The sequence below is a fragment of the Capnocytophaga periodontitidis genome, from assembly GCF_016126015.1.
Classification (GTDB): domain Bacteria; phylum Bacteroidota; class Bacteroidia; order Flavobacteriales; family Flavobacteriaceae; genus Capnocytophaga; species Capnocytophaga periodontitidis.
In genome coordinates this window covers 33,821-54,680 of the sequence record NZ_JAEFDB010000005.1, presented here as the reverse complement: position 1 = coordinate 54,680, position 20,860 = coordinate 33,821, and the positions used below count along the sequence as shown (strand labels likewise).

Here is a 20,860-nt window from a genome sequence, read left to right as displayed (position 1 = left end):
ATAATGGTATAAATTTTGAACTCTTAGTATAACAAAAAAGAATTGTTTTATGAAAAACCTCCTCCTACTTTTCACCCTCTTTGCCAGTGGGCTATATGCTCAAGATAGCCTTGTCGGGATTTATAAAAACGATAGAGAAAGAGAAAGTATCCGGCTCAATGCTGATAATACTTTCGATGTGATAAAATACTCAGGTAGCTACAGACGCGATGGCAACCTCGTGATACTAAACGCCGACCGCTCTTTTATGCTACACAAACAGCAGGGCAACTCCCAGCAGCTGCAACTCTCATTCATAGGCCCCAAAGGAATGATTTGGGAATCTTCTACCTTGTTTATCTATGTAGGCTACGAAAACGAACAAGGGGGCGTCACTTATCTGCATCTGTATAAGGAGGCGAAAGACCAGTTCGCTAATGATACCCTTCATATCGAAATTCCGCGTACCGAAAAGCTCTATTTGGTAAACAGCTTTGCTGCTGAATACCGCGAAAATAACGGCGAGGTAACTATCAACACTTTTTATATAGGCAAAAACACCAATGCCTTAGAAGTTGTTTTCTTGGGAGAGAACAGTGCTTTAAGAAATCAATTTATAGGAGTATATGAGGCTTCAACAGGCGAGCTATCACTTATGGAAACAGGCAATAAAAGACCTGATATATACCAAAAGCTTATCCCTACCCCCCTCTATCCCAACGAGATAACACGTGTAAAGAACTGGGAACATCTGTCTTTTAAAGAAGTTAAAACGAATAGGGAACTGGGTTGTGTAATCGATGATTATGACGATATACTCGAAGATTATAAAGAGGAAGAAGAGGAAGCAAAAATAAACGCCACCTTAGTGGTGAGCGATAGCAAGAATATTGAAAAAGCGATACAACGCGTAAAACCCACTCAGCAGTTGCTCGCTATCCTTCACCAACCGCAGAACCCCAAAGCCGACAAAGAGTTTGAGTTGCTAAAACTATCTTACAAGATAGAGAAAAGCGATAAACTACCTTTTACTTATCAGTTTTATACCACTTCTAAAGGTGATGAGCAGTGGCTGAAAAAACACGGTATTGCCACTGATAAAAACCAAGTGATTTTTGTAGATTACGAGGGACACGTGCTTTACTATCAAGAAAGTACCATAGCCGAAGCCCAGCGCGATGATTTCTTCGGAAAAAACACGGCTCCTACCCTTTTCAATAGCATCATAGTAGCGCGCCACATCGACCAGCTATTTGCTAACCCTCAGGCTCCTATAAAAGAAGTGGAAGCGCTCTTTTACACCTACCTCAAAAACTATGATTTGAGCTTATATTTGCTTACCGACCGCAAAAAATTTGAGCAAGAGTATTACGCACTCGACTTCAAAAATAAAAAACTTATTTACCAACTGAAAACCACCCCCGCCCAACTGACTTACCAATGGCGCAGAGTGGCGGCAAGTCATCAAAACGATACAGTTTTAGACCCCTTATTTGCCAGAATGACCGTCAGAAACCTTTATAGCTACCGAAATTATCTGATAGAGGATAAAAAAGTCGCAGCTAAAGACAAGCTACAAACCATTGCCTACCTGATGAAGTTCAGCCAAGCCATTAAAGCCTATAACGAAGCTATTGATAAAGACGTGAATATCAGCTCTAAAAAGAAAATAGAGCCATACGACTCGACTGTGCAAGAGGCCATTAATGACTTAGAAAAAGAAAAAGTACTACCTCTTGAAGAGATTAGACCTATTTACGAAGAGGCAGTCACTAAAAAGATGACTTCGGCACTGGGTTATATATACTATTTGTTAGACCAAGACAAGCAAGCGGCTATTGATTATTACGTACCTTATATAGAGGGAGTTATCGCACAGGGGAAAGGCAATTTTGTGCAAGGTATCAACAAGGTATTTCCTAAGAATGGGTATTATTCCGATTGGTATTCTTATGGCAATGTATGGGCAAATCAGGCTAACACTATTGCTTATTATATCTTCGAAACGCGCCGTAATGACGCCACCTTACTCTCTAAAGCTACGAAGTGGATGGAGGCTATATGCGATTTCAGAGAGAATGACCCTTATTACCTCGATACTTACGCCTGCTTGCTATACGCTACCAACCGGAAAGACGAAGCTATAAAAATAGAAGAAAAAGCCGTGCAAGCGGCACAAGAAAAAGACAAGAAAAAGCTTTTAGACAGCCTACAAAAGACTTTATTGCAAATGAAAAACGGTACTTTATAGCACTTTGTGGTATGAATTTATACTTTTGCCACGACAAAAAGAATTGTTTCATAGTCAAACAAAAATAGATTGCAAATAAATAAGTTTACTTTTAGGAGGTGTTTGAACACATACCCAGCTATCGCTAGCTTTCCTACATAATATACTCTAAAAATAATTGATTATCTATAAAATACACTTTGCTAAAGGTGCAAGCCGCATGGGCAGGAAACTTTGGCAAAGTGTAGCGACACAAATGCGATTCTGAAACTTTTTAGACAGTCTCTACGTTAAATTAGTATTTGTTTATGTAGATTAATCGCTAAATTCCACTAACTTCTTATGATTCTTCGGTAGTTTTTCTTGCTTCTTCACTTCTTCTAAATACAATCTCACTACTTCTTTTCCAAAGGCTTTTACTTTAGGGTCGTGAGCAGGACGATCGAGAAACTCTATAAAGCGAGTGATAGGGAGAAAATCCCAAGCGAGGACTTGAGCGAGATAGGTCTTGAGGTAACTGAGGTCTTCCTCGCGAGTAATTGCCTGACAGATATATTCATACGCCAAATCCCGTGAAGGGCGTTTCTCAAACAACAAAGCCGTACCTATATAGAGCCAACCGCTATGGCGTACCCTAATGTCGTAGCGCAAAAGCACTTCCAAAGGCAGTGACATATTGCGAATTTCACGCACTTCGTTGCCCGTAACCCAAGTGCTGATATAGTCACACAACATCGCATCGGGGTAGTGAGGGTTGAGGCTTATCTTATACTCAAAAATAGTACTGATGGGCGAGTTCCCACCATTGGTATTGTAATAGCGATACGGGAAGGCATTCTTTAGGTCTGTATAACTTACCCCTACCCACTCGGTGTGGTATCCAAAAGTAAATTTTTTATGACCGTCACCTTCCTGCCATCCATAGCCAATTAGGTAAGGTTTTACTACCCCCAGAATATTCTTAGCTGAAGTGGCAGCAAACTCTGGGAACTCTCTATCGGGGTGTTTTAAGCGGGTGATTTGTGTCCAAAGCGGGAGGAGGTCTTCGGTTAGTTGTATTTCATCTGTAAGACCTAAATAATACTGAATGGCTTTAGCATAATCTCCTTTGAGTTGTCTCGCTTTTTCTTTGGCTGCTGCCGAAACTTCTGTGAAAAGCAATCGGTTGCAAGCTACAATGAGGTCGTCAATATCGGGGGCTTTACCTTGCGCTTCGTATTGCAAGAGCTTATCCACCAATACCTCTGCTTCTATATAAAAAGGCAGGCGCGTAGGGGTAGAGAGCAACGGCAAGTGGCAGTGCTGGAGGATGAAGTCAATGACGATTTGCCCCTTGCGGAAAAGAAACGGCAGGACTTGGCGGGCATTGCCTAAGTAATAATCCTGCGTATAGGCTTCAAACTCTTTTTCGGAGAGCTTTTCGCGCTTTTTACAGAGTTCTTCCCACGTATAACGACACTTAGGGTCAAGTGCTAAAGGACGGCGGTCTATCAGCGCACGCAAAACTCCCAAGAGGATTATATCGGTAGGGATTTTCTTGTCTATTCGCTTGGTGAGCTGTTTGATATAGGGCGAAAGGGACTTTGCCCAATCGGTAGGGAAGTTGTCTTGCAAGGTGATAAGCCCCTCCAAGAAGACATCTATTGTATGAGCTGCAGGCTCACGGAGGCAGTCGCCGAGAAGGAAGAGGATCCTCTCCTTCGACCCCTCTCCCAAGGAAAGGGGAGTGCGGGCAGTTTGGGAGGTGTGAAGTTCAAGCCCCCGAACCCCCGAAGGGGGACAATCTGCAAATTGAGATGAAAGATTATTATCCTGATTGAGGTTTGCCCCCTTCCCTTCGGAAGGGGGAACGGGGGTAGGACTTAGAAGGTCTTGGGCTTTGCCTTTTAGGTAATCGCAGTAAGGGGCGATGATTTTGGGGAGACCTTCGTGGTTAAAATAGGTAGTGAGGAGAGTAGCTACTTTCTCTTGGAGCTTCACGTCAGGTATCGTAAAGAGTACCGCCAATTGCTCGCAGTAATCTATATTTATAGGGGGGTGTGTTTTATAGTATTTTTCTAAGATTTCTACCCCTATGAGTTGCGATTTAGCGATTTTTTGGACGGTAAAGCAAAGTGCAAAATTGTCGGTAAAGGCTTGGAAATCAAAAGCAGGATGGGTGCTTATTTGAGCAATGCACTTCATCGCAAAGTTGATAAGCGATGATTTGTCCAAGGTTAGCAAGGCAAAGAGCGTGTGCTGGCTTGGGAGCAACTCCTCCTCGGTGGGGGCAAGTCCCTGAATCCAACGGCAGTACATATCTAATACATTCTTTTTCCAAGGGTTGAGCAATACTTCAATAAAGCTGGTTATGAAGCTCTTATCAGGGAAATAGTTTTTCTTACAAAGCAGGGTAAAGACTTTTTGCCATTCCAAGTTGCTTCTAAGGGTATAATCTATATACTTAGCCGTATGAGGAATCACGCGCGTTGCCAGCTCAGGATACTGGAGGAGTACCTCAGCCGCTTTGGCTTCTTGTGTACGGCTGTACTCAATATCATATAAGTTCTTGACAAAAATCTCCTCATTGAAAGGGATAATCCCCTCTGTATAGAGCACTAAGAGTATTTCGATAGAAAAACTACGCGGGGATTGCTCAAAAACCTGTTGGACACCCTTTATCATATACGCCCCTTCGGGGGTGTGGATAAAATCCATAAAGGCTTGGGAGTGCTGGGAATTCAAAAAGAAAAGAGGATACTTAATACGTGTATGATAGCTCTTTACATTTACAGACGTGAAATTTAGCTGTTTTTCTACACTTAGCAGTTCTTCTACGCTATGACATACACACATCATCAGATAGGTGATGAGGTACTCAGTTTCGTAGGCAAGGCGCTTTTTCTCAAAGAGTTTTTCCCAATCTTTGTCATGGGTTTGTTTTTTGATTTGTGCCTTTTCCTGCTCGGGGAGCGCAAAGGCAATGCGGCGGATTTCTGCCCAGTTTTCTGTTCTAAGGGCTGAGATAAGTTCTTTGTTCATAATTAAGTGAAAAGTGACTAATGACTAAATTCTGCTAATTTTTTGTGATTGCGAGGGAGTTTGTCCTGCTTCTTCGTTTCTTCTAAATAAAGGGCGACAACTTTCCTTTGGAAAGCCTTTACTTTAGGGTCGCGGGTAGGTCGGTCTAAAAACTCTACAAACCGATTGATTGGACTAAAATGCATAGCCAACGCATCACTTAAATAGCGTCCTACATAATGCAAATCCTCACCTCTTGCAAGGGCTTGAAGTATGTATTCATAAGCCAAATCTCGCGACGGACGTTTGTCGTATAACAAACACGCTCCTATATACAGCCAACCGCTATGGCGCACGCGCAAATCATAACGCAAAACAGCTTCTAATGGTAGCTGCATATTGCGTATTTCTTCTGCCCCAAAAGCATTATTGGCTATATAACCGCAGAGAATAGCATCAGGGTAATGAGGGTTCAAACTCAATAGGTAATTCACCTCTGTCGATAGGGGTGTACTACCACCACAAGCATTGTAGTAAAGGGGCGAAAAAGAGTTTCGATAGTGCTCTATCCAATAGCCTTTTTCGCTTTTCTCATCATAACCTATATCGTAATTATGAAAGGTAAACATATCTCTGTCTCTCCATTTTGTCCATCCATAACCTATGTAATAAGGCTTTACTACACTGGGAATATCCTTAGCTGAAGTGTTTTCAAATTCTGGAAATTCTCTATCGGGGTGTTTGATGCGAGTGATTTGCGCCCAAAGAGGGAGAAGTTCTTCAGTTAGTTGTATTTCATCGGTAAGTCCTAAATAATATTGAATAGCTTTAGCATAATCTCCTTTGAGTTGTCTCGCTTTTTCTTTGGCTGCTGCCGAAACTTCTTTGAAAAGCAGACGGTTGCAAGCCACTATAAGGTCGTGAAGGTCTGGTTGCTTATTCACAGCTTCATATTGCAGTAGTTTATCCACAAATATTTCGGTATCTATATAAAAAGGCTCGTGTGTAGGAGTAGAAAGGAATGGCAACAGCTCTTTTTCATTAAGATATTTCAAGGTGAGTTGTGCCTTGTGAAAGAGGAATGGCATAAAAATCTTATGCTTATACAACCTATTCCAAAGAAGATACTCCTCAAAAGCTGCTTCATCAAGTTTTTCTCTCAAAGCATTACTCTCCTCATAAGTGTATTGATAAGGAGGTATTTCAAGAGGTTTTTGATGTGAATAGCAGTACAAAAAGCCCTTTATTATGGTTGTAACACTATCCAAATAATGACTTTTCATCAGTTTTTTAAGATAAGGAGCCAACTCTTTAGTGTAATTAGCCGGAAGGCTCTCTTGCAGCTGCACAATTCCCTCAAAAAAGAGGTCAATAGTCTCCGCAGTACGCTCACGAAGGCAGTCGCCGAGGAGGAAGAGGAGGTCTTCAGGGGTTAGGGTGCGAGCCGCACGGGCAGTTTGGGAGGTGCGGGAACTGTGGGAGGTGCGAGCCGTACAGGCAGTTGGGGAGTTCTCGGAGTTCTCAGAATTTTCTGATGGACTTAGGGTTGCAAGGAGGGCTTGAGCTTTGCCTTTTAGGTAATCGCGGTAAGGGGCGATAACTTCGGGGAGACCTTCGTGGTTGAAATAAGTAGTGAGGAGACTAGCGACTTTTTCTTGGAGTTGGGTATCGGGGACGGTGAAGAGTACCGCCAATTGTTCGCGGTAGTCGGGATGGGTAGGGGCTTGTTTTTTATAGTGTTTTTCTAAGATTTCTACCCCTATGAGTTGGGATTTGGCGATTTTTTGGGTAGCAAAGCATAGGACAAAGTTGTCGGCAAAAGACTGAAAATCAAAAGCAGAAGCATTAGTAGCTTTTTGCAGTTGCTTCATCGCAAAATTGATGAGGGCTGTATTGCCCAAGCTGAGTAAGGAAAAGAAAGTGTATTGGTTTTCAATTACTTCATCGGCAGTAGGGTTGATTACTTCTATCCAACGGCAATAGGCATTGAGGATGTTTTTCTTCCAAGGGTTTAACAAAGCCTCGAGGTATTGCTTTACAATATCGCGATTTGTGAAATAGTTATTCTTAGCCAAAATGTGATACATTGCCAAGATATATTCAGTATCATATAGATAAGTATAGATATATTTTGGGGCTGCTGCAAGGATTTGAGTGGCTATTTCAGGGTATTGTAACAACAAATCGATGAAAAAAGGTTCTTCACGATAGGAAACATTCTTGTGATAAAAGTTTTCAACGAACAATTTTTCATTAAAAGGTATCAAATCCATTTTATACAGCACCCAAAGCATCTCAAAAGAGATATATTCTGCATTTTCTCGATACATTTGGGGCAATTCTTCTTTCAAGTAAGCCCCTTGAGGAGCTTGGATAAGCGCTAAAAGCTCTGGATAAAAAGCTGTGGAAAGGAAATCGTAAAACACCCCTTTTGCATACCAAGGACTGATATTATTTTTTCGCTCAAAATGGAGTATTTCTTCTCTTTGATCACTCAAACACATAAAGGCATAAGCCATTACTATACGATCGTTAGGTACATTCTTAGCCCAACTTTTGGGCATATCATACATTTGCTTGATAGGCGTATCAAGGAAAAACACCTTTAGCTTTAGGCGTTCCTCTTCAAAAAGACCAAAGCAAATAGTACGTATCGCGGTAAAATCGTGTGCCTTAATGGCGGAAAGTAAGTTTTCTTTCATAAGTGAATAGTGACTAATTGATAAAAGCTACTAATTTCTTGTGATTGGTAGGTTTCTTATCTAATTTTTCAGCTAAAGGGAGGTAAGCTCCTACCACACTTTTTTGGAAAGCCTTTATTTTTGGGTCACGGGTAGGGATATCCAAAAACTCCACAAAGCGGGCGATGGGGGCGTATTGCTCGGCTAAGAGTTTGCCGATATATTGCGCCAATAGGTTGAGATTCGTACCATACTCCAGATGTTCTAAGATATAAGCGGCTGCCATATCGCGGGTGGGCTTTTTCTCAAAGAGCAAGGCGGCAGCCACAAACAGCCAACCACTGTGATAGATAGGCAAATGGTTCTCGAGCAACACTTGCATAGACGTTTGCATATACTCTATATCGTACGACTCATTGCCCTTGGCGTAAGAGGCTATATAACGGAGGATTTGCGCCTCAGCATAGTGTGGGTTTAGACTGCATTGGTACAATATATCCGTGCTCCAGCCTCGACGACTGTTGCCTGTGTTGTAATACGGGAAAGGATATTTTGTAGGCTTCTGCTTCATATCAAAATTGTTATTCCAATTGTCTTCTAAGTTCAGGTAATGGAAGGTAACATCACTTTGGTTGCGCGTTTTCATCCAGAAATCAATCATAAAGGGCTTTACCACAGTAGGGAAATCCTTAGCCGAGGTATTGGTAAACTCTACGAACTCCTTATCGGGGTACTTGATACGGGTGATTTGCGTCCAAAGAGGCAAAAGTTCCTCAGTAGGTTGCACTTTATCTGTCAGTCCTATATAGTACTGAATAGCAGGGGTGTAGGCACCCTTGAGCTTTTGGGCTTTTTCTTTGGCTGCTGCCGAAACGTCCTTAAAGAGCAGTCGGTTGCAAGCCACTACCAAGTCGTGGAGGTCGGGGTTTTCACCTTGAGCCTCGTATTGTAAGAGCCTATCCATCAGCACCTCTGCTTCTATATAGAAAGGGGCGTGTGTAGGGGTGGAAAGGAAAGGGAGTTTATTCTTCTCCTTGAGTTTTTCCAGCAGATGTTGGGCTTTGTGATATAGGTAAGGCAATGTAGTGAGGAAAAATGTTTCGTCCTCCTTGTTTAGTTTCTTTTTATCCCCCGTCCAACGCTGTAAAAACCAACGCAAAATAGGCACCGAGGCAATGCCATTCCAGTGTCTCTCTAACTGCTTGAGGTAAGGTGCTAACTGCTCCTTGAAGTCAGCAGGGAAGTCATCTTGCAACTGGTTAAAGCCCTCAAAGAAAAGGTCGATAGTAGCAGCCGTACGCTCGCGGAGGCAGTCACCAAGGAGAAAGAGAAGGTCTTCAGGGGTTAGGGGGCAGGCTATTTTTTGGGGGTTGGAGCTGTGGGAGCTGTGGGAATTATGGGAGGTGTGGGAAGTGCAAGCCGCACAGGCAGTTTGGGAGTTTTCGGAGTTCTCGGAGTTTTTGGAGTTCTCTGATGAGTTGGGCGAGGGTAAGGATTGGAGGAGGTTTGGGGCTTTGCCTTTTAGGTAATCGCTGTAAGGGGCGATGACTTCGGGGAGACCTTCGTGGTTAAAATAGGTGGTGAGGAGGTTGGCGACTTTTTCTTGGGGCTTCACATCTGGGACGGTGAAGAGTACCGCTAATTGCTCACGGTAGTCGAGATTGGAGGGGGCTTGCTTTTTGTAGTACTTTTCTAAGATATCCAAACCTATGAGTTGAGATTTGGCGATTTTTGGGGTAGCAAAACACAAGGCAAAGTTATTGGCAAAAGATTGGAAATCAAAGTCCTTTTCGCCGGCTATCTCTTTGATGAGCTTCATCACAAAGTTCACTACCGAGGTCTTGTCACTACTGAGCAGGGCAAAGAGGGTGTACTGAGAAGGGAGGAGTTCTTCCGCAGAGGGTTTGCAGCTCTCTATAAGACGGCAATAGGTATTGGCTGTATAGGTTTTTAGCGGGCTGATCAATGCCTCTAAGAAGTTAGGTAGCACTTGGGTACCTTTGAAAAATCCTTTTGCCCCAAAATCAAGTAATTTTTCATATTCTGTAACAGAAATATCTCTTTTTTCAAGGAAATAGGAAGGCAGTTTTTCACCTATTTCTTTAGCAATACGGGGTCTTTTAAGAATAAAGGACTCTATTTCTTTATGTTTGTTCAATAAATATAAGGCATCTCCGAATTTTTCTATTAAAAAATCCTCCTCAAATGTGATAAAATCATTTTCATATAGCGACCACAGTATAGGGAAACCTAAATTTTTACAGCTCTTCACATCTAACTGAGTGAGTTGTTCTAAGTGTAGTGGATTTTTCCCCTCTTTGAGTACTGAAATCAGCCCAGAAATGTCACGGCTGTACAATAAGTTTTGTAGTTCTTTGTCTAATGCCTCGAATTTAAGGGGGATTGTGTTTTTCTTTGCCATAAAATGATTTTATCAATTAAGGGACAAAGATATGATTTTTTATTTTATTTTCAAAATGAGAAGATTTAAATTTAGCTACTGATTATCACGACAAAAAAACAACTCTTTTTCCTTCATAAAGAGTACATTCCACTTGCCTGCACTCCAAAAAGCTTTAAAATTGCGAATATTATTTGCACTTATAACTTCTTCTTCAGGAAAATATTGGTACAGTACTTTTGGTTTATCAATAGGTTTAAGGGTTTGTTTACTGAAGAGTTGCATTTTCACTCCTTGGTAAAAACCTTCGTCAAATTCAAAAAAAACAGCAATATGCTGGTTATTAGTAGTAAACAAACATTTATCGGTGTTGTAATCACTATCGGATAACACTATAGTTTGCGAAGGAGAGGCTATGTTATATAGCACAAAATTGCCCTCTTCTTTACCGGCGTGATACTGTTGATTGTTCCATTGCAAATAGTTGGTTGCCCACCTAAAAACATTACCTAAATACACATTTTCAGTACATTTTGTTTGTTTAAACTTCAGGTGATACACTCCTTGTTCTGTTTTAAAAAGCACTGCAAAAGCATCTCCTTTTTGCATATCGGTATCCGATATTAGCCTGTATTCTAATTTTTTAGGATTGTTTAAGAGCGCGTTTATAGAAGTTTCACCAATTAGTTTACCAGTTTTGGTTTGAAGACACAACAACTTGAAAACAGAAGTATTTTGCTGTTGTAATAGCAAATAAGTGTAATGTGAATGACTATAGCTTTGTTGAATATTATAATTTTTATCAAAAGGAAGAGCCAATGAAGCAATTTCACGGTAGAAAAGTGAGTTGTTAGCAGTAAGAGTAGGCACATATTTAGCCCAACACAAATGACGATTGAGAGTGTAGAGTGTATCACTCTCGGCATAGACAGTTACAAAGTCGCGAGCATTGGGTTGTGATTCACTCCAAATTTTACCACGTTGCACGAGTCCTGTAGTAGTATCGAAACGCTTTAACGCATCTATATCGTATTCATGTAGGAGGTAAATATGTTGGGTTACAGTATCTAAAGTAGCATATACCTCTTCAAAACCTATATTGTTACTCAAAGGTTCTATATGGGCGGTATTTTTTATAGGGGTAAATTTGTAATTATAGATTTGTTGTAACCACCGTTGCCAATCCTTTTGAGTATCTTTTTTAGGGATAGTTCCTAAATCATAGGTTAAATATACTAAATGTTCTAATTTTTCTTTGGCTAATGTTGAGAGTGGTACATTTTCGATATTTTCTTGGAATCCTACTTCACTAACACCACATTCACCATCTCCTGATGAAAGATAAATTACTTTTGTTTTCTGAGGATTATTAATAGCAGTTATCCAATAGGCTGTATTTTGAAAATCATATCTATTGTTAAATTCATCATAGTAAAAAGGTTTCTTTCTTTTGATTTGTGAAATGATAGAAGGAGAGCGTTTCCAATAGCTTTTGGTGTAATACACCTCAGGGAGATTAGGAATAGGGAGCAGTTCAAAAGTGAGAGGAGTATCATACTTCTCTCCTATTTCTTGATTAAAAGGAATAAGGAGAATCGTTTCCGTTTTTAGTTTTTTAGCATCCTCAGGTGATAAATCTAAGAAATATCCCCGTTCTGGTAAATAAATATTTGCTTTTTCTAATACAAAAAGTGCTTTTTTGATATTTTCCGATAGATTTATCGTTCTATAATTCTTATTAAAGGTACCTGTAACAGTAATTTTCTGTGCAAAAACGGAGAAAAACGCTAATAAAAATGCTATAGTTAAGTGCTTTTTCATAGTTGTATATTGTTTTTTATTTATCAGAGTTTATTTTATCTCTTACCTAATTCAATGATTTCTAAGCTCTTAATTTCTTTACCTTGAATTTCAAAACGGAGCATAGTGCGTACTGTTTGCCAGCCATAAATGCCTGCGGCTCCTGGGTTGAGATGCAACAATTGAAATTGTGGGTCGTATTGTACTTTTAGAATATGTGAATGCCCCGAAATGAAGAGTTTAGGAGGGTGTGCTAAAATTTCTTGTTTGGCCAAGGGAGTGTATTTATTAGGATAACCGCCTATATGTATCATCAGTACTTCTACTTCCTCACACAAAAATCTATTTACTTTAGGGAAGTACTGACGCACATCGGTACCATCGATATTACCATAGACCCCTCGCAAAGGTTTCACTGCTTGAAGGGCTTCGATCACTGCTACATTACCAAAATCACCACAATGCCAAATCTCATCGGCTTCATTAGCATAGTGCAGGATGCGGTCGTCTATGTACGAATGGGTGTCGGATAGGAGGAGAATTTTCATTGTACGTCCAATTTATGGTGCTGTTTGCCTTGAATTTTGTAGCAAGCGCGCTTAGCGGCTATTTCTTCGGCTTTTTTCTTAGAAGTAGAGCGGGCACGCGTTACCGAAAAACCTTGTACGTGTACTTTGGCGACAAAATATTTTATTTCAGAACGGTCTTCTATATCTTCTTCGGCTTCAAAAGCAAAGTCTAACTTGTGTTTTTGACACCATTCTATCAATAAACTCTTGTGACTAATCACTTTTCCTTCCAAGTTTTTGATATTGATATGCGGCAAGATGAGTTCGCGTTCTATAAAACGGAAACAGGCTTTATACCCTCTATCTAAATAAATAGCCCCTATGAGCGCCTCGAAGAGATTACCTGTGATATTGTTACCCAATTGCCTTGGGGTGAGCTTGGTGCGCAAAAAATCTAAGAGTCCCATATCTTTACCCAACTGGTTGAGATTGCGGCGTTCTACAATTTTAGAGCGCATTTTAGTGAGGTACCCCTCATCTTGCTCAGGGGCATTGGTGAAAATATAATCGGCTATTACTGCGCCAAGTATGGCATCGCCCAAAAACTCCAATCGCTCATAACTTTTGCGCGTTGCCTTCTGGAATTGGTAAGAAGGATGTGTAAAAGCCTCGCTGTAATAGGACAAGTTTTTAGGGGCAAAGCCTAAGAGATTCTTTATTTTATTATAAAAAATCCCGTCTTTCTTTTTTGAAAAAAGACGGGGAAAAGCTAATATTTTCTTTAAGTAGAACACTTATAGTTTATATCTTTTTGAATAATAAACACGCATTATGACCACCAAAACCAAAGGTGTTGCTCATCGCTACTTTTACATCGCGGTGTTGTGCTTTGTTGAAGGTGAAATTCAAGCGTTGATCTATTTTTTCATCGGGGGTTTCAAAGTTGATTGTAGGTGGTACAATGCCGTATTTGATAGCGAGAATAGATGCCACTGCCTCTATTGCCCCTGCAGCACCGAGCAAGTGTCCTGTCATCGACTTGGTAGAGTTGATATTGATATCATAAGCGTGTTCGCCAAAAACTTCGAGTACAGCTTTAGATTCTGCAACATCACCCAGTGGTGTAGAAGTGCCGTGCATATTGATAGCATCGACTTCGTTTGTTGATACTCCTGCATCTTTCAAGCAATTGATCATCACATTTTTAGCTCCTAATCCTTCTGGGTGAGGAGCCGTCATGTGGTAAGCATCGGCCGAAAGACCTCCACCTGCTAATTCGCAGTAGATAGTAGCACCACGAGCTACTGCGTGGTTGTACTCTTCGAGCACTACAGCTCCTGCTCCTTCGCCTAATACAAAACCATCGCGATTGGCATCGAATGGACGAGAGGCTTTGGCTGGATTTTCGTTGAAAGTAGAAAGTGCGTGCAAAGCGTTGAAACCACCAATACCAGCAATAGTTACAGCTGCTTCGGAGCCTCCTGATACCATCATATCGGCATAGCCTAAACGGATGTAGTTAAGGGCATCAATCATAGCGTTAGCAGCTGAAGCACAAGCTGATACAGTAGTAAAGTTAGGACCTCTAAAGCCGTAGCGTATAGAAATTACGCCAGCGGCGATATCGGCTATCATTTTAGGGATAAAGAAAGGGTTGAAGCGAGGAGTTCCATCGCCTTGATTGAAGTTGGTTACCTCGTTTTGGAAGGTTTCCAAACCACCTATGCCAGAGCCCCAAATCACGCCAATGCGGTCTTTATCGAGTGTATCAACATCGAGGTGGGCATCTTTGATTGCTTCATCGGAAGCTACTAAGGCATATTGTGCAAACTTATCGAGTTTACGGGCTTCTTTTTTGTCCATAAAATCCTCGATATTAAAGTTTTTAACTTCACAAGCAAACTGAGTTTTGAACTTAGAAGCATCGAAATGGGTAATAGGCGCAGCGCCGCTTTTACCAGCGACAAGACCTTCCCAAAACTCTGGGGCGGTATTTCCAATAGGGGTAAGAGCCCCTATACCTGTAACTACAACACGTCTTTTCTCCATATAGTTTTTTAAGTTTTTAGCATTTAGGTTTTAAAAAACAATTAGGCAGTAAGCTACCAACTGTGATATGCTGATAGCCTACTGCCTATGAGCCAATTATTGTTTAGCGTCTTCAATATATTTTACTGCTTGACCAACAGTTGCAATGTTTTCAGCTTGGTCATCTGGGATTTGAATATCAAATTCTTTTTCGAATTCCATAATCAATTCAACAGTGTCTAATGAATCAGCTCCTAAGTCGTTAGTGAAGCTTGCTTCTGCAGTAACTTCATTTTCGTCTACGCCTAATTTATCAACGATAATGGCTTTAACTCTTGATGCAATGTCTGACATAATTTTCTTTTTTTATAATTTAATAATAATTACTGCCGGCAAAAGTATAACATTTTTTTTGAAACACAATCTTTTTCTGATAAATATTGCAGTTTTTTTGCATTTAAAATTTTTAAACTACTCATTTATAATTAATTATATAATAGAGGTTAAAAGATGGGGTGTAGGGGAAAATTTGGCTATTACGGGGTATTTTCCTGTTTTTTGTTGTACGGGCGTTTGCAGCACATACCCAGCTATCGCTGGCTTTCCTACATAACACACTTTAAAAGTGATTGATTATTAGAGTAATCAACTTTGGTAAAGTGTGAAACTTTGGCAAAGTGTTGAGATGTTATATTGAACTGTCATAGGGAAGTTCAACAGAAAAATTTTCTAACGACTCACGACTACACTTATTCCATTTCCGCCAAAGCCAACCGCATTGATTAAGATATGTTGTAGTTTATCAGGGATACATTCGGGTGCTGGCAGGTAGGGTACTGGCTCAAAACGGTTGTTTTGCAACATTCTGACAGCCATTGCAAGGTTGAGCGCCCCACTAGCACCGTAAGTATGTCCGTGTTGCCATTTATTATTGGTGAGCAGTGGTTTCTTGTCGCCAAAAACCGCTTCTATAGCATTGAGTTCAGCTTGATCGCCTTTGATAGTACCCGTGCAATGGGTAATTATGGCATCTATTTTAGGATTTCCGGCACTTGCCAAAGCCCGTTGCATAGAGGCTTGCAGACAATCGCCATTTTTGGAGAGGGATACACTATGGGTGAGCTTTTCGGTAGCAAAACCTATCCCCACAATATGAGCTAAGGCATTAGTGTGTTCTCCTTTTTCTAAACAGAAACAACCTGCCCCCTCCCCCAGCACCATTGTGCTTTGTTTTTTGGTCATATCCATTGCGCGACAAGGATAAGGCAAGGGCAGACTGCTATAGATTTTGAGGGCTTTTACTTGAGCAATGGTAAAAGGAGTAAGCGGCGCCTCACTACCCCCCACTAAAAAGCGTTGTTCCATACCACTTTCCAGCCACGCAATGGCATTGGCGATGCCGTGCAGTGCAGTAGAGCAAGTGATAGAATGTGAGAGTTCAAAACCTTGATTGCCTAAATCTTGAGCTACCCACGTGCTGATATTACCCAAAGTAGTGGTGGGTGAGGCTAAGGTTTGGCAAGTGCCTTCGGCAAGAAAATGAGAATAATTCTTTTCAAACAAGGCCGTAGCTCCGCGAGAAGAGCCTATATTGATGCCAAAACGCAAATCGTGCCAATTAGCTTGTGCTACTGCTTCACGAGCGGTGTGTAGTGCATAAAGAACAGTAGTATCTAAAGGTTCGTAAGCCGGATTGGAGGCTTGAAGTGCTGAGATGAGCATTTGGTCGCCCTCAGAAAGTTTTCCTTGGGGTATGTTGTTATGAAGAGTAAGAGCCTCGGCAGCGAGGGTACTCATTCCCGTAATAGCTATTTTGAGGGGTATATAATCTTCCATTTTCTACCTTTAGTAATTTTTTGTATGAGTTTTTGCCAGAAGTTCATTTGTTTATAAGCGAGTTTTTCACTGCCCATATATTCGGGATTATAGTTTGCAGAAAGAGCTACTAATGTTTCAAAACTCTTTTCTTTGTTCTCTTGTAGAAATTGTGTTATAACCTCTCTAAATTCTTTGAAATACCAATAGTGATGAATATGAGGTTCAGCCTCATAAATAGCTCCTTTTTGAGAGAGCAACACTGTGAAAGCAAACTGTTCGGTTACGTGGTTATCAATAGAAGGGTGAAGAAAATCGGTAACTGTTAGAGCCCTTTCTACCACAAAGTTATCACTTGGTGAGAGACCTATAATCCCAGCGTTGTACATCGCTTGTTGAGGAGCTACAACGATAGGAGGCACTACTGCAATCGTGTTTTGATGTGATTTTAGATAGGAAGCTAATGTTTTGAAGTGCCTAAGATTGCTTTTGAAGATAATTCCCTCTTTCAAACTCATTATAGGAGTACCTTTATTGATTTTCGTTTCTAAGAAAGAGATGTTTTCTTTGAAATAAACATCGCTATCTAAATACAAGAATGTTTCTTGAGGGAAGCGCTGAAAAGCATCGCGTAGCACTTCTATTTTTACACGGTGAACAAAGTCGATAGTGCCACGCCATTGTTTTATTTGTGCAGGGGTAACACTTATGTAGGTAATTTGGGGAGGGAGCAATTGCTGAAAATGAGCTACATTATCAGTATATATTACTATTTTATTTTCATCAATACGGTGATGCTGATAATAAGAAAGTAGCGCAAAGGTTACTTCGTTTAAAAAAGCTTCACCTCCGTGAGCAAAGAATACTATGGTCATTCGCTGTTAGTTTTTATAGTTTGAATAAGGTTTGCGCATTGAGAGTAGTTGCTGAAGCCACTGTTTCGAACGGTATCCCTTTGAACTGAGCTATAGTTTGAGCCACATAAGGCAAAAAGGCGGGTTCATTGCGACGCGATTGATACTGTAACAGCTGACTTTGGGGTACGTTCTTGGGCAACATAAAAGGAGCATCGGTTTCTATGAGCATACGGTCTAAAGGCACGTAACGGACAACTTCTTCTAAATGAGCAAAGCGTTTGCTATCACTCACAGCCCCTGTAAAACCTATATAATAGCCAGCGTCTAAGTAAGTTTTTGCTTCTTTTAAACTACCGGTAAAGCAGTGTACTACCCCTTCGGGCAATTGGTTGTGGTCGGCGAGTATGGCAGTAAAACGCACGAAGGCTGCACGCTCGTGTAGAAATAAGGGTTTATGCACTTCTTCAGCTAAAGCGAGTTGTGTGTGAAAGCACGCTTCTTGTATGGGGCGTGGTGAGAAATCGCGGTCGAAATCTAAGCCACATTCGCCTACGGCTACTACATACTTTTGGTTGAGCAACGCTTGTAAGTTTTTGATGCTCTCGGCGTTCATCGTTTTGGCGTCGTGAGGGTGAATGCCAGCGGTAGCGTAAAGTCTTTTGGGGTATTTTTTGGCTAACGCTAAAGCCTCATTACTGCTACGCACACTTGTTCCCGTAAGAAGTATTGTATCTACTTCTGCCTCTATGGCACGGTCTATAATTTTGTCGTACTCACCTGCGAATTGCTTATTAGTGAGATTTATGCCTATGTCTATCATTAGTTGTTAGGGGATAGTTATTTTTATTGTCTGAACTTTTTCATTTCGGCTTCGGTATAGTCAAAGAAGCGAGCGACCTCTTTACTATTTACATCATAATAATTTTCTTGTATTACATAGGTTATAGTTTCTGTGGTGAGGTCTTTTACCGCAAATACCCAAGCCGCTGTCCTATATAATGAATTGTAAACAAGTATCTTGAATTTTTTCAAGTGAAGTATATCAGTAGCGTATTTCTCTACTTGCGCAGGTAATGCTCCTATTTCCTTAGCCTCCACCTTCATTTTTGTTTTTTGTTTATACACTACATCGTCCTTTATACCGGTTACTAACAAATAGTTCTTAGCCTTTTCTTGATCTTCTTTTTCATTTCTTGAAGCGCTTTTCACTAAGAAGATTTTCTTATTTGAGACTTTGTATATGTAATAATCGGCGGTATCGTTATGCAACTTTTCGTTTTTGTGTTTACAATCACCAGTTTGTTCAAAAGTTAGGGCATTCAGGCGCACATACGAGGGGGCAATAAGCTGAAATGTTCCTGATACAGATGGGAAACAATCGTTGCCACAAGGGGCAAAGTAATACGAAATATATTGATTTTTGTCGTTCTTTTTAAATACCGTTGCAAAACCTGCTATTTCATCTTCGTCTTTCGTAAGTTCAAATAAGTTACTGTCTTCTTCTTTGAATTTACCCAACAGAGAGTTGGTTATCCATTCGCCTTTTAAGGGATTTTGTGCGTATATTGACGGCGCACATAGTAACAAGGTTATTAAAAAATGTTTCATAGTTGTTAGGGGTTAGAGGGCACGAGCTACAAGCTCGCACTAGCGGGAGGGTTATTATTATTGTCTGAACTTCTTTATTTCAGTTTCAGTACAATCAAAAAAGCGAGAGATTTCTTTATCTTTTGCATCATAATAATTTTCTTGTATTACATAGGTTATCATTCCTGTGGTGAGGTCTTTTACCGCAAACACCCAAGCTGCTCTCCCTCTTAATTGGTTATAAATAAGAATCTTGAATTTTTTCAATTGAAGTATATCAGTAGCATATTTCTCTACTTGCGCAGGTAATGCTCCTGTTTCCTTAGCCTCCACCTTCATTTTTGTTTTTTGTTTATACACTACATTGTCCTTTATACCGGTTACTAACAGATAGTTTTTAGCCTTTTCTTGATCTTCTTTTTCATTTTTTGAAGTGCTTTTCACTAAGAAGATTTTCTTATTTGAGACTTTGTATATGTAATAATCGGCGGTATCGTTATGCAACTTTTCGTTTTTGTGTTTACAATCACCGGTTTGTTCAAAAGTTAGGGCATTCAGGCGCACATACGAGGGGGCAATAAGTTTAAATGTTCCTGTTATAGAGGAGAAACAGTCGTTGCCACAAGGGGCAAAGTAATACGAAATATATTGATTTTTGTCGTTCTTTTCAAATTCCGTTGCATAACCAACTCTTTCACCTTCTCTTTGTGTAAGCACAAACAGGTTTTTGTATTCCTCTTTGAAATCACGTAACAGAGAGCTGGTTATCCATTCGCCTTTTAAGGGATTTTGTGCGTGCAATGAAGGTGCACATAGTAACAAGGTTATTAAAAAATGTTTCATAGTTGCTAGAGATTAGAGGGCACGAGCTGCAAGCTCGCGCCAGCGGGGGTTATTTGTTAATTGTTATTTTTTATTTGTTAATTGTAATATGAGGCAACCTATGGCATAGCATATTATATCAGTCCACGAGAAGTGGTTGCCCAGAATGATATAGCCTATACTTCCTTTAGCAAAGCCTAAATGAGAGGCTACTCCAAAATATTGCAGTATTTCTACTACAACGGCAAAGGCAAATATGCCCCAGATGAGTTTGCTTTTGTGTTTCACTTTTACAAATGAAAGGACTATATAATAGAGCAATATCACTACTAATACATCGCCGAGATAACCGCGTATAAAACCGATATTCTTGAATAGCGTAGCGATAAGGAACTCTACACCAAAGAGGGCTAATGCCCATATAAAGTATTTTTTATTGAATGTTAGGGTCATTGTTAGGGGTTAGGGAATAGGGATTCACCGTTGAGATTGGTGGTGAGGGCTTCGGTCATAAAGTCGAAAAAGGGGCGCATTGCTAAGAGTCCTTGTACTACTTTCTTATCAAAACCTTCGGCGGTAGCTTCTTTTTGAGTGTAGTCGCGTTTGAGTAGGAACTGCTTTTTGCGCAAATAATCAAGCATAGGATCATCTTTTTCAAAGCCTTTGGGAGCTGTTTTGAGTTCGTCGCCCCATAGTTTTCCACCGAACTCTTTTACAATACCTTTTTCGGTCATTACTTTTCGGAAATCATCGGGGTTGAGAGAGATTTCTTGACGCATACGCAACAAATCATCTTTATTGGGGTCGAAGAATCCTCCTCCTATAAAAGTTTCTTGCGGACTGATATGCACATAATATCCCCCGCGATAGTGAGGTTGTTTGCGCTGTATGTAGCAACCGAAGTGGGTTTTGTAAGGCGTTTTATCCTTAGAAAAGCGCAAATCGCGGTAGATACGGTATATTTTGAGAGGAGCTACAGTGTCGTGTGCTGCAATTTCAGCATAAATACGATTAAAAAGCTCTGTTGCTTGCAATTTAGCGCTTTCGTAAGCGTTTTTATGAGTGTCGAACCACTCTTTGTTATTGTTTTTAGCGAGGTCAGTGAGAAATTGAAACATAATTTTAATGACGAGTTACGAATGACAAGTTAC

The 20,860-nt window shown here is 40.5% G+C and carries 16 protein-coding genes; 1 reads left to right on the top strand and 15 read right to left on the bottom strand.

Annotated elements, in window-relative coordinates:
• Positions 1-49 precede the first annotated feature (49 nt).
• The gene (locus I7X29_RS08950) at positions 50-2,230 is read left to right on the top strand and encodes a hypothetical protein (protein ID WP_198466618.1); all 2,181 of its coding nucleotides are present in this window, start codon (positions 50-52) and stop codon (positions 2,228-2,230) included.
• A 294-nt stretch (positions 2,231-2,524) separates the two neighbouring features.
• On the opposite strand, the gene I7X29_RS08945 is transcribed toward I7X29_RS08950, so the two are convergent.
• From I7X29_RS08945 to I7X29_RS08875, 15 genes are all read right to left on the bottom strand, one after another.
• Positions 2,525-5,230: a DUF6493 family protein gene (locus I7X29_RS08945; protein WP_198474128.1), complete on the bottom strand. Its 2,706-nt coding sequence runs from the start codon at positions 5,228-5,230 to the stop codon at positions 2,525-2,527.
• A 17-nt stretch (positions 5,231-5,247) separates the two neighbouring features.
• Positions 5,248-7,911, bottom strand: a complete 2,664-nt coding sequence (locus I7X29_RS08940; protein ID WP_198474126.1) for a DUF6493 family protein — start codon at positions 7,909-7,911, stop codon at positions 5,248-5,250.
• Between the two features lie 13 nt (positions 7,912-7,924).
• Positions 7,925-10,312 carry a DUF6493 family protein gene (locus I7X29_RS08935; RefSeq protein WP_198474124.1) on the bottom strand — a complete coding sequence of 796 codons (2,388 nt, stop codon included), beginning with the start codon at positions 10,310-10,312 and terminating at the stop codon, positions 7,925-7,927.
• 75 nt (positions 10,313-10,387) lie between these two features.
• Positions 10,388-12,112, bottom strand: coding sequence for a hypothetical protein (locus I7X29_RS08930; protein WP_198474122.1), 1,725 nt, complete (start codon positions 12,110-12,112; stop codon positions 10,388-10,390).
• Positions 12,113-12,147: 35 nt separating this feature from the next.
• On the bottom strand, positions 12,148-12,639 hold the full coding sequence (locus I7X29_RS08925; protein ID WP_198466616.1) for a metallophosphoesterase family protein: 492 nt from the start codon (positions 12,637-12,639) through the stop codon (positions 12,148-12,150).
• On the bottom strand, positions 12,636-13,394 hold the full coding sequence (gene rnc / locus I7X29_RS08920; protein WP_009412423.1) for a ribonuclease III: 759 nt from the start codon (positions 13,392-13,394) through the stop codon (positions 12,636-12,638). Before rnc ends, I7X29_RS08925 begins: the two co-directional genes overlap by 4 nt.
• 7 nt (positions 13,395-13,401) lie before the next feature.
• Positions 13,402-14,649 (bottom strand): beta-ketoacyl-ACP synthase II, encoded by a 1,248-nt coding sequence (gene fabF / locus I7X29_RS08915; RefSeq protein ID WP_009412422.1) that lies wholly within the window; start codon positions 14,647-14,649, stop codon positions 13,402-13,404.
• Between the two features lie 96 nt (positions 14,650-14,745).
• Positions 14,746-14,982 (bottom strand): acyl carrier protein, encoded by a 237-nt coding sequence (locus I7X29_RS08910; protein WP_002680600.1) that lies wholly within the window; start codon positions 14,980-14,982, stop codon positions 14,746-14,748.
• 375 nt (positions 14,983-15,357) lie between these two features.
• On the bottom strand, positions 15,358-16,464 hold the full coding sequence (locus I7X29_RS08905; RefSeq protein ID WP_198474120.1) for a beta-ketoacyl synthase N-terminal-like domain-containing protein: 1,107 nt from the start codon (positions 16,462-16,464) through the stop codon (positions 15,358-15,360).
• Entirely contained in the window at positions 16,437-17,318 is an 882-nt protein-coding gene (locus I7X29_RS08900) for a hypothetical protein (RefSeq protein ID WP_198474118.1), read from the bottom strand. The genes I7X29_RS08905 and I7X29_RS08900 overlap by 28 nt, the downstream gene beginning before the upstream one ends.
• A 13-nt stretch (positions 17,319-17,331) precedes the next feature.
• Positions 17,332-18,120 carry a TatD family hydrolase gene (locus tag I7X29_RS08895; RefSeq protein WP_198466613.1) on the bottom strand — a complete coding sequence of 263 codons (789 nt, stop codon included), beginning with the start codon at positions 18,118-18,120 and terminating at the stop codon, positions 17,332-17,334.
• Positions 18,121-18,143: 23 nt separating this feature from the next.
• Positions 18,144-18,908 carry a hypothetical protein gene (locus I7X29_RS08890; protein WP_198466612.1) on the bottom strand — a complete coding sequence of 255 codons (765 nt, stop codon included), beginning with the start codon at positions 18,906-18,908 and terminating at the stop codon, positions 18,144-18,146.
• Between the two features lie 57 nt (positions 18,909-18,965).
• The gene (locus I7X29_RS08885) at positions 18,966-19,730 is read right to left on the bottom strand and encodes a hypothetical protein (RefSeq protein WP_198466611.1); all 765 of its coding nucleotides are present in this window, start codon (positions 19,728-19,730) and stop codon (positions 18,966-18,968) included.
• 63 nt (positions 19,731-19,793) lie between these two features.
• The gene (locus I7X29_RS08880; protein WP_088593755.1) at positions 19,794-20,162 is read right to left on the bottom strand and encodes a ribosomal maturation YjgA family protein; all 369 of its coding nucleotides are present in this window, start codon (positions 20,160-20,162) and stop codon (positions 19,794-19,796) included.
• A 2-nt stretch (positions 20,163-20,164) separates the two neighbouring features.
• The gene (locus I7X29_RS08875) at positions 20,165-20,830 is read right to left on the bottom strand and encodes a DUF2461 domain-containing protein (RefSeq protein ID WP_198466689.1); all 666 of its coding nucleotides are present in this window, start codon (positions 20,828-20,830) and stop codon (positions 20,165-20,167) included.
• Positions 20,831-20,860 lie beyond the last annotated feature (30 nt).

Coding starts and splice junctions, on each gene's coding strand:
- I7X29_RS08905 (WP_198474120.1), bottom strand. CDS start 16,464: ATGGAAGATTATATACCCCTCAAAATAGCTATTACGGGAATGAGTACC.
- I7X29_RS08910 (WP_002680600.1), bottom strand. CDS start 14,982: ATGTCAGACATTGCATCAAGAGTTAAAGCCATTATCGTTGATAAATTA.
- I7X29_RS08940 (WP_198474126.1), bottom strand. CDS start 7,911: ATGAAAGAAAACTTACTTTCCGCCATTAAGGCACACGATTTTACCGCG.
- I7X29_RS08945 (WP_198474128.1), bottom strand. CDS start 5,230: ATGAACAAAGAACTTATCTCAGCCCTTAGAACAGAAAACTGGGCAGAA.
- I7X29_RS08895 (WP_198466613.1), bottom strand. CDS start 18,120: ATGATAGACATAGGCATAAATCTCACTAATAAGCAATTCGCAGGTGAG.
- I7X29_RS08880 (WP_088593755.1), bottom strand. CDS start 20,162: ATGACCCTAACATTCAATAAAAAATACTTTATATGGGCATTAGCCCTC.
- I7X29_RS08900 (WP_198474118.1), bottom strand. CDS start 17,318: ATGACCATAGTATTCTTTGCTCACGGAGGTGAAGCTTTTTTAAACGAA.
- fabF (WP_009412422.1), bottom strand. CDS start 14,649: ATGGAGAAAAGACGTGTTGTAGTTACAGGTATAGGGGCTCTTACCCCT.
- I7X29_RS08935 (WP_198474124.1), bottom strand. CDS start 10,312: ATGGCAAAGAAAAACACAATCCCCCTTAAATTCGAGGCATTAGACAAA.
- I7X29_RS08950 (WP_198466618.1), top strand. CDS start 50: ATGAAAAACCTCCTCCTACTTTTCACCCTCTTTGCCAGTGGGCTATAT.
- I7X29_RS08930 (WP_198474122.1), bottom strand. CDS start 12,112: ATGAAAAAGCACTTAACTATAGCATTTTTATTAGCGTTTTTCTCCGTT.
- I7X29_RS08925 (WP_198466616.1), bottom strand. CDS start 12,639: ATGAAAATTCTCCTCCTATCCGACACCCATTCGTACATAGACGACCGC.
- I7X29_RS08885 (WP_198466611.1), bottom strand. CDS start 19,730: ATGAAACATTTTTTAATAACCTTGTTACTATGTGCACCTTCATTGCAC.
- I7X29_RS08890 (WP_198466612.1), bottom strand. CDS start 18,908: ATGAAACATTTTTTAATAACCTTGTTACTATGTGCGCCGTCAATATAC.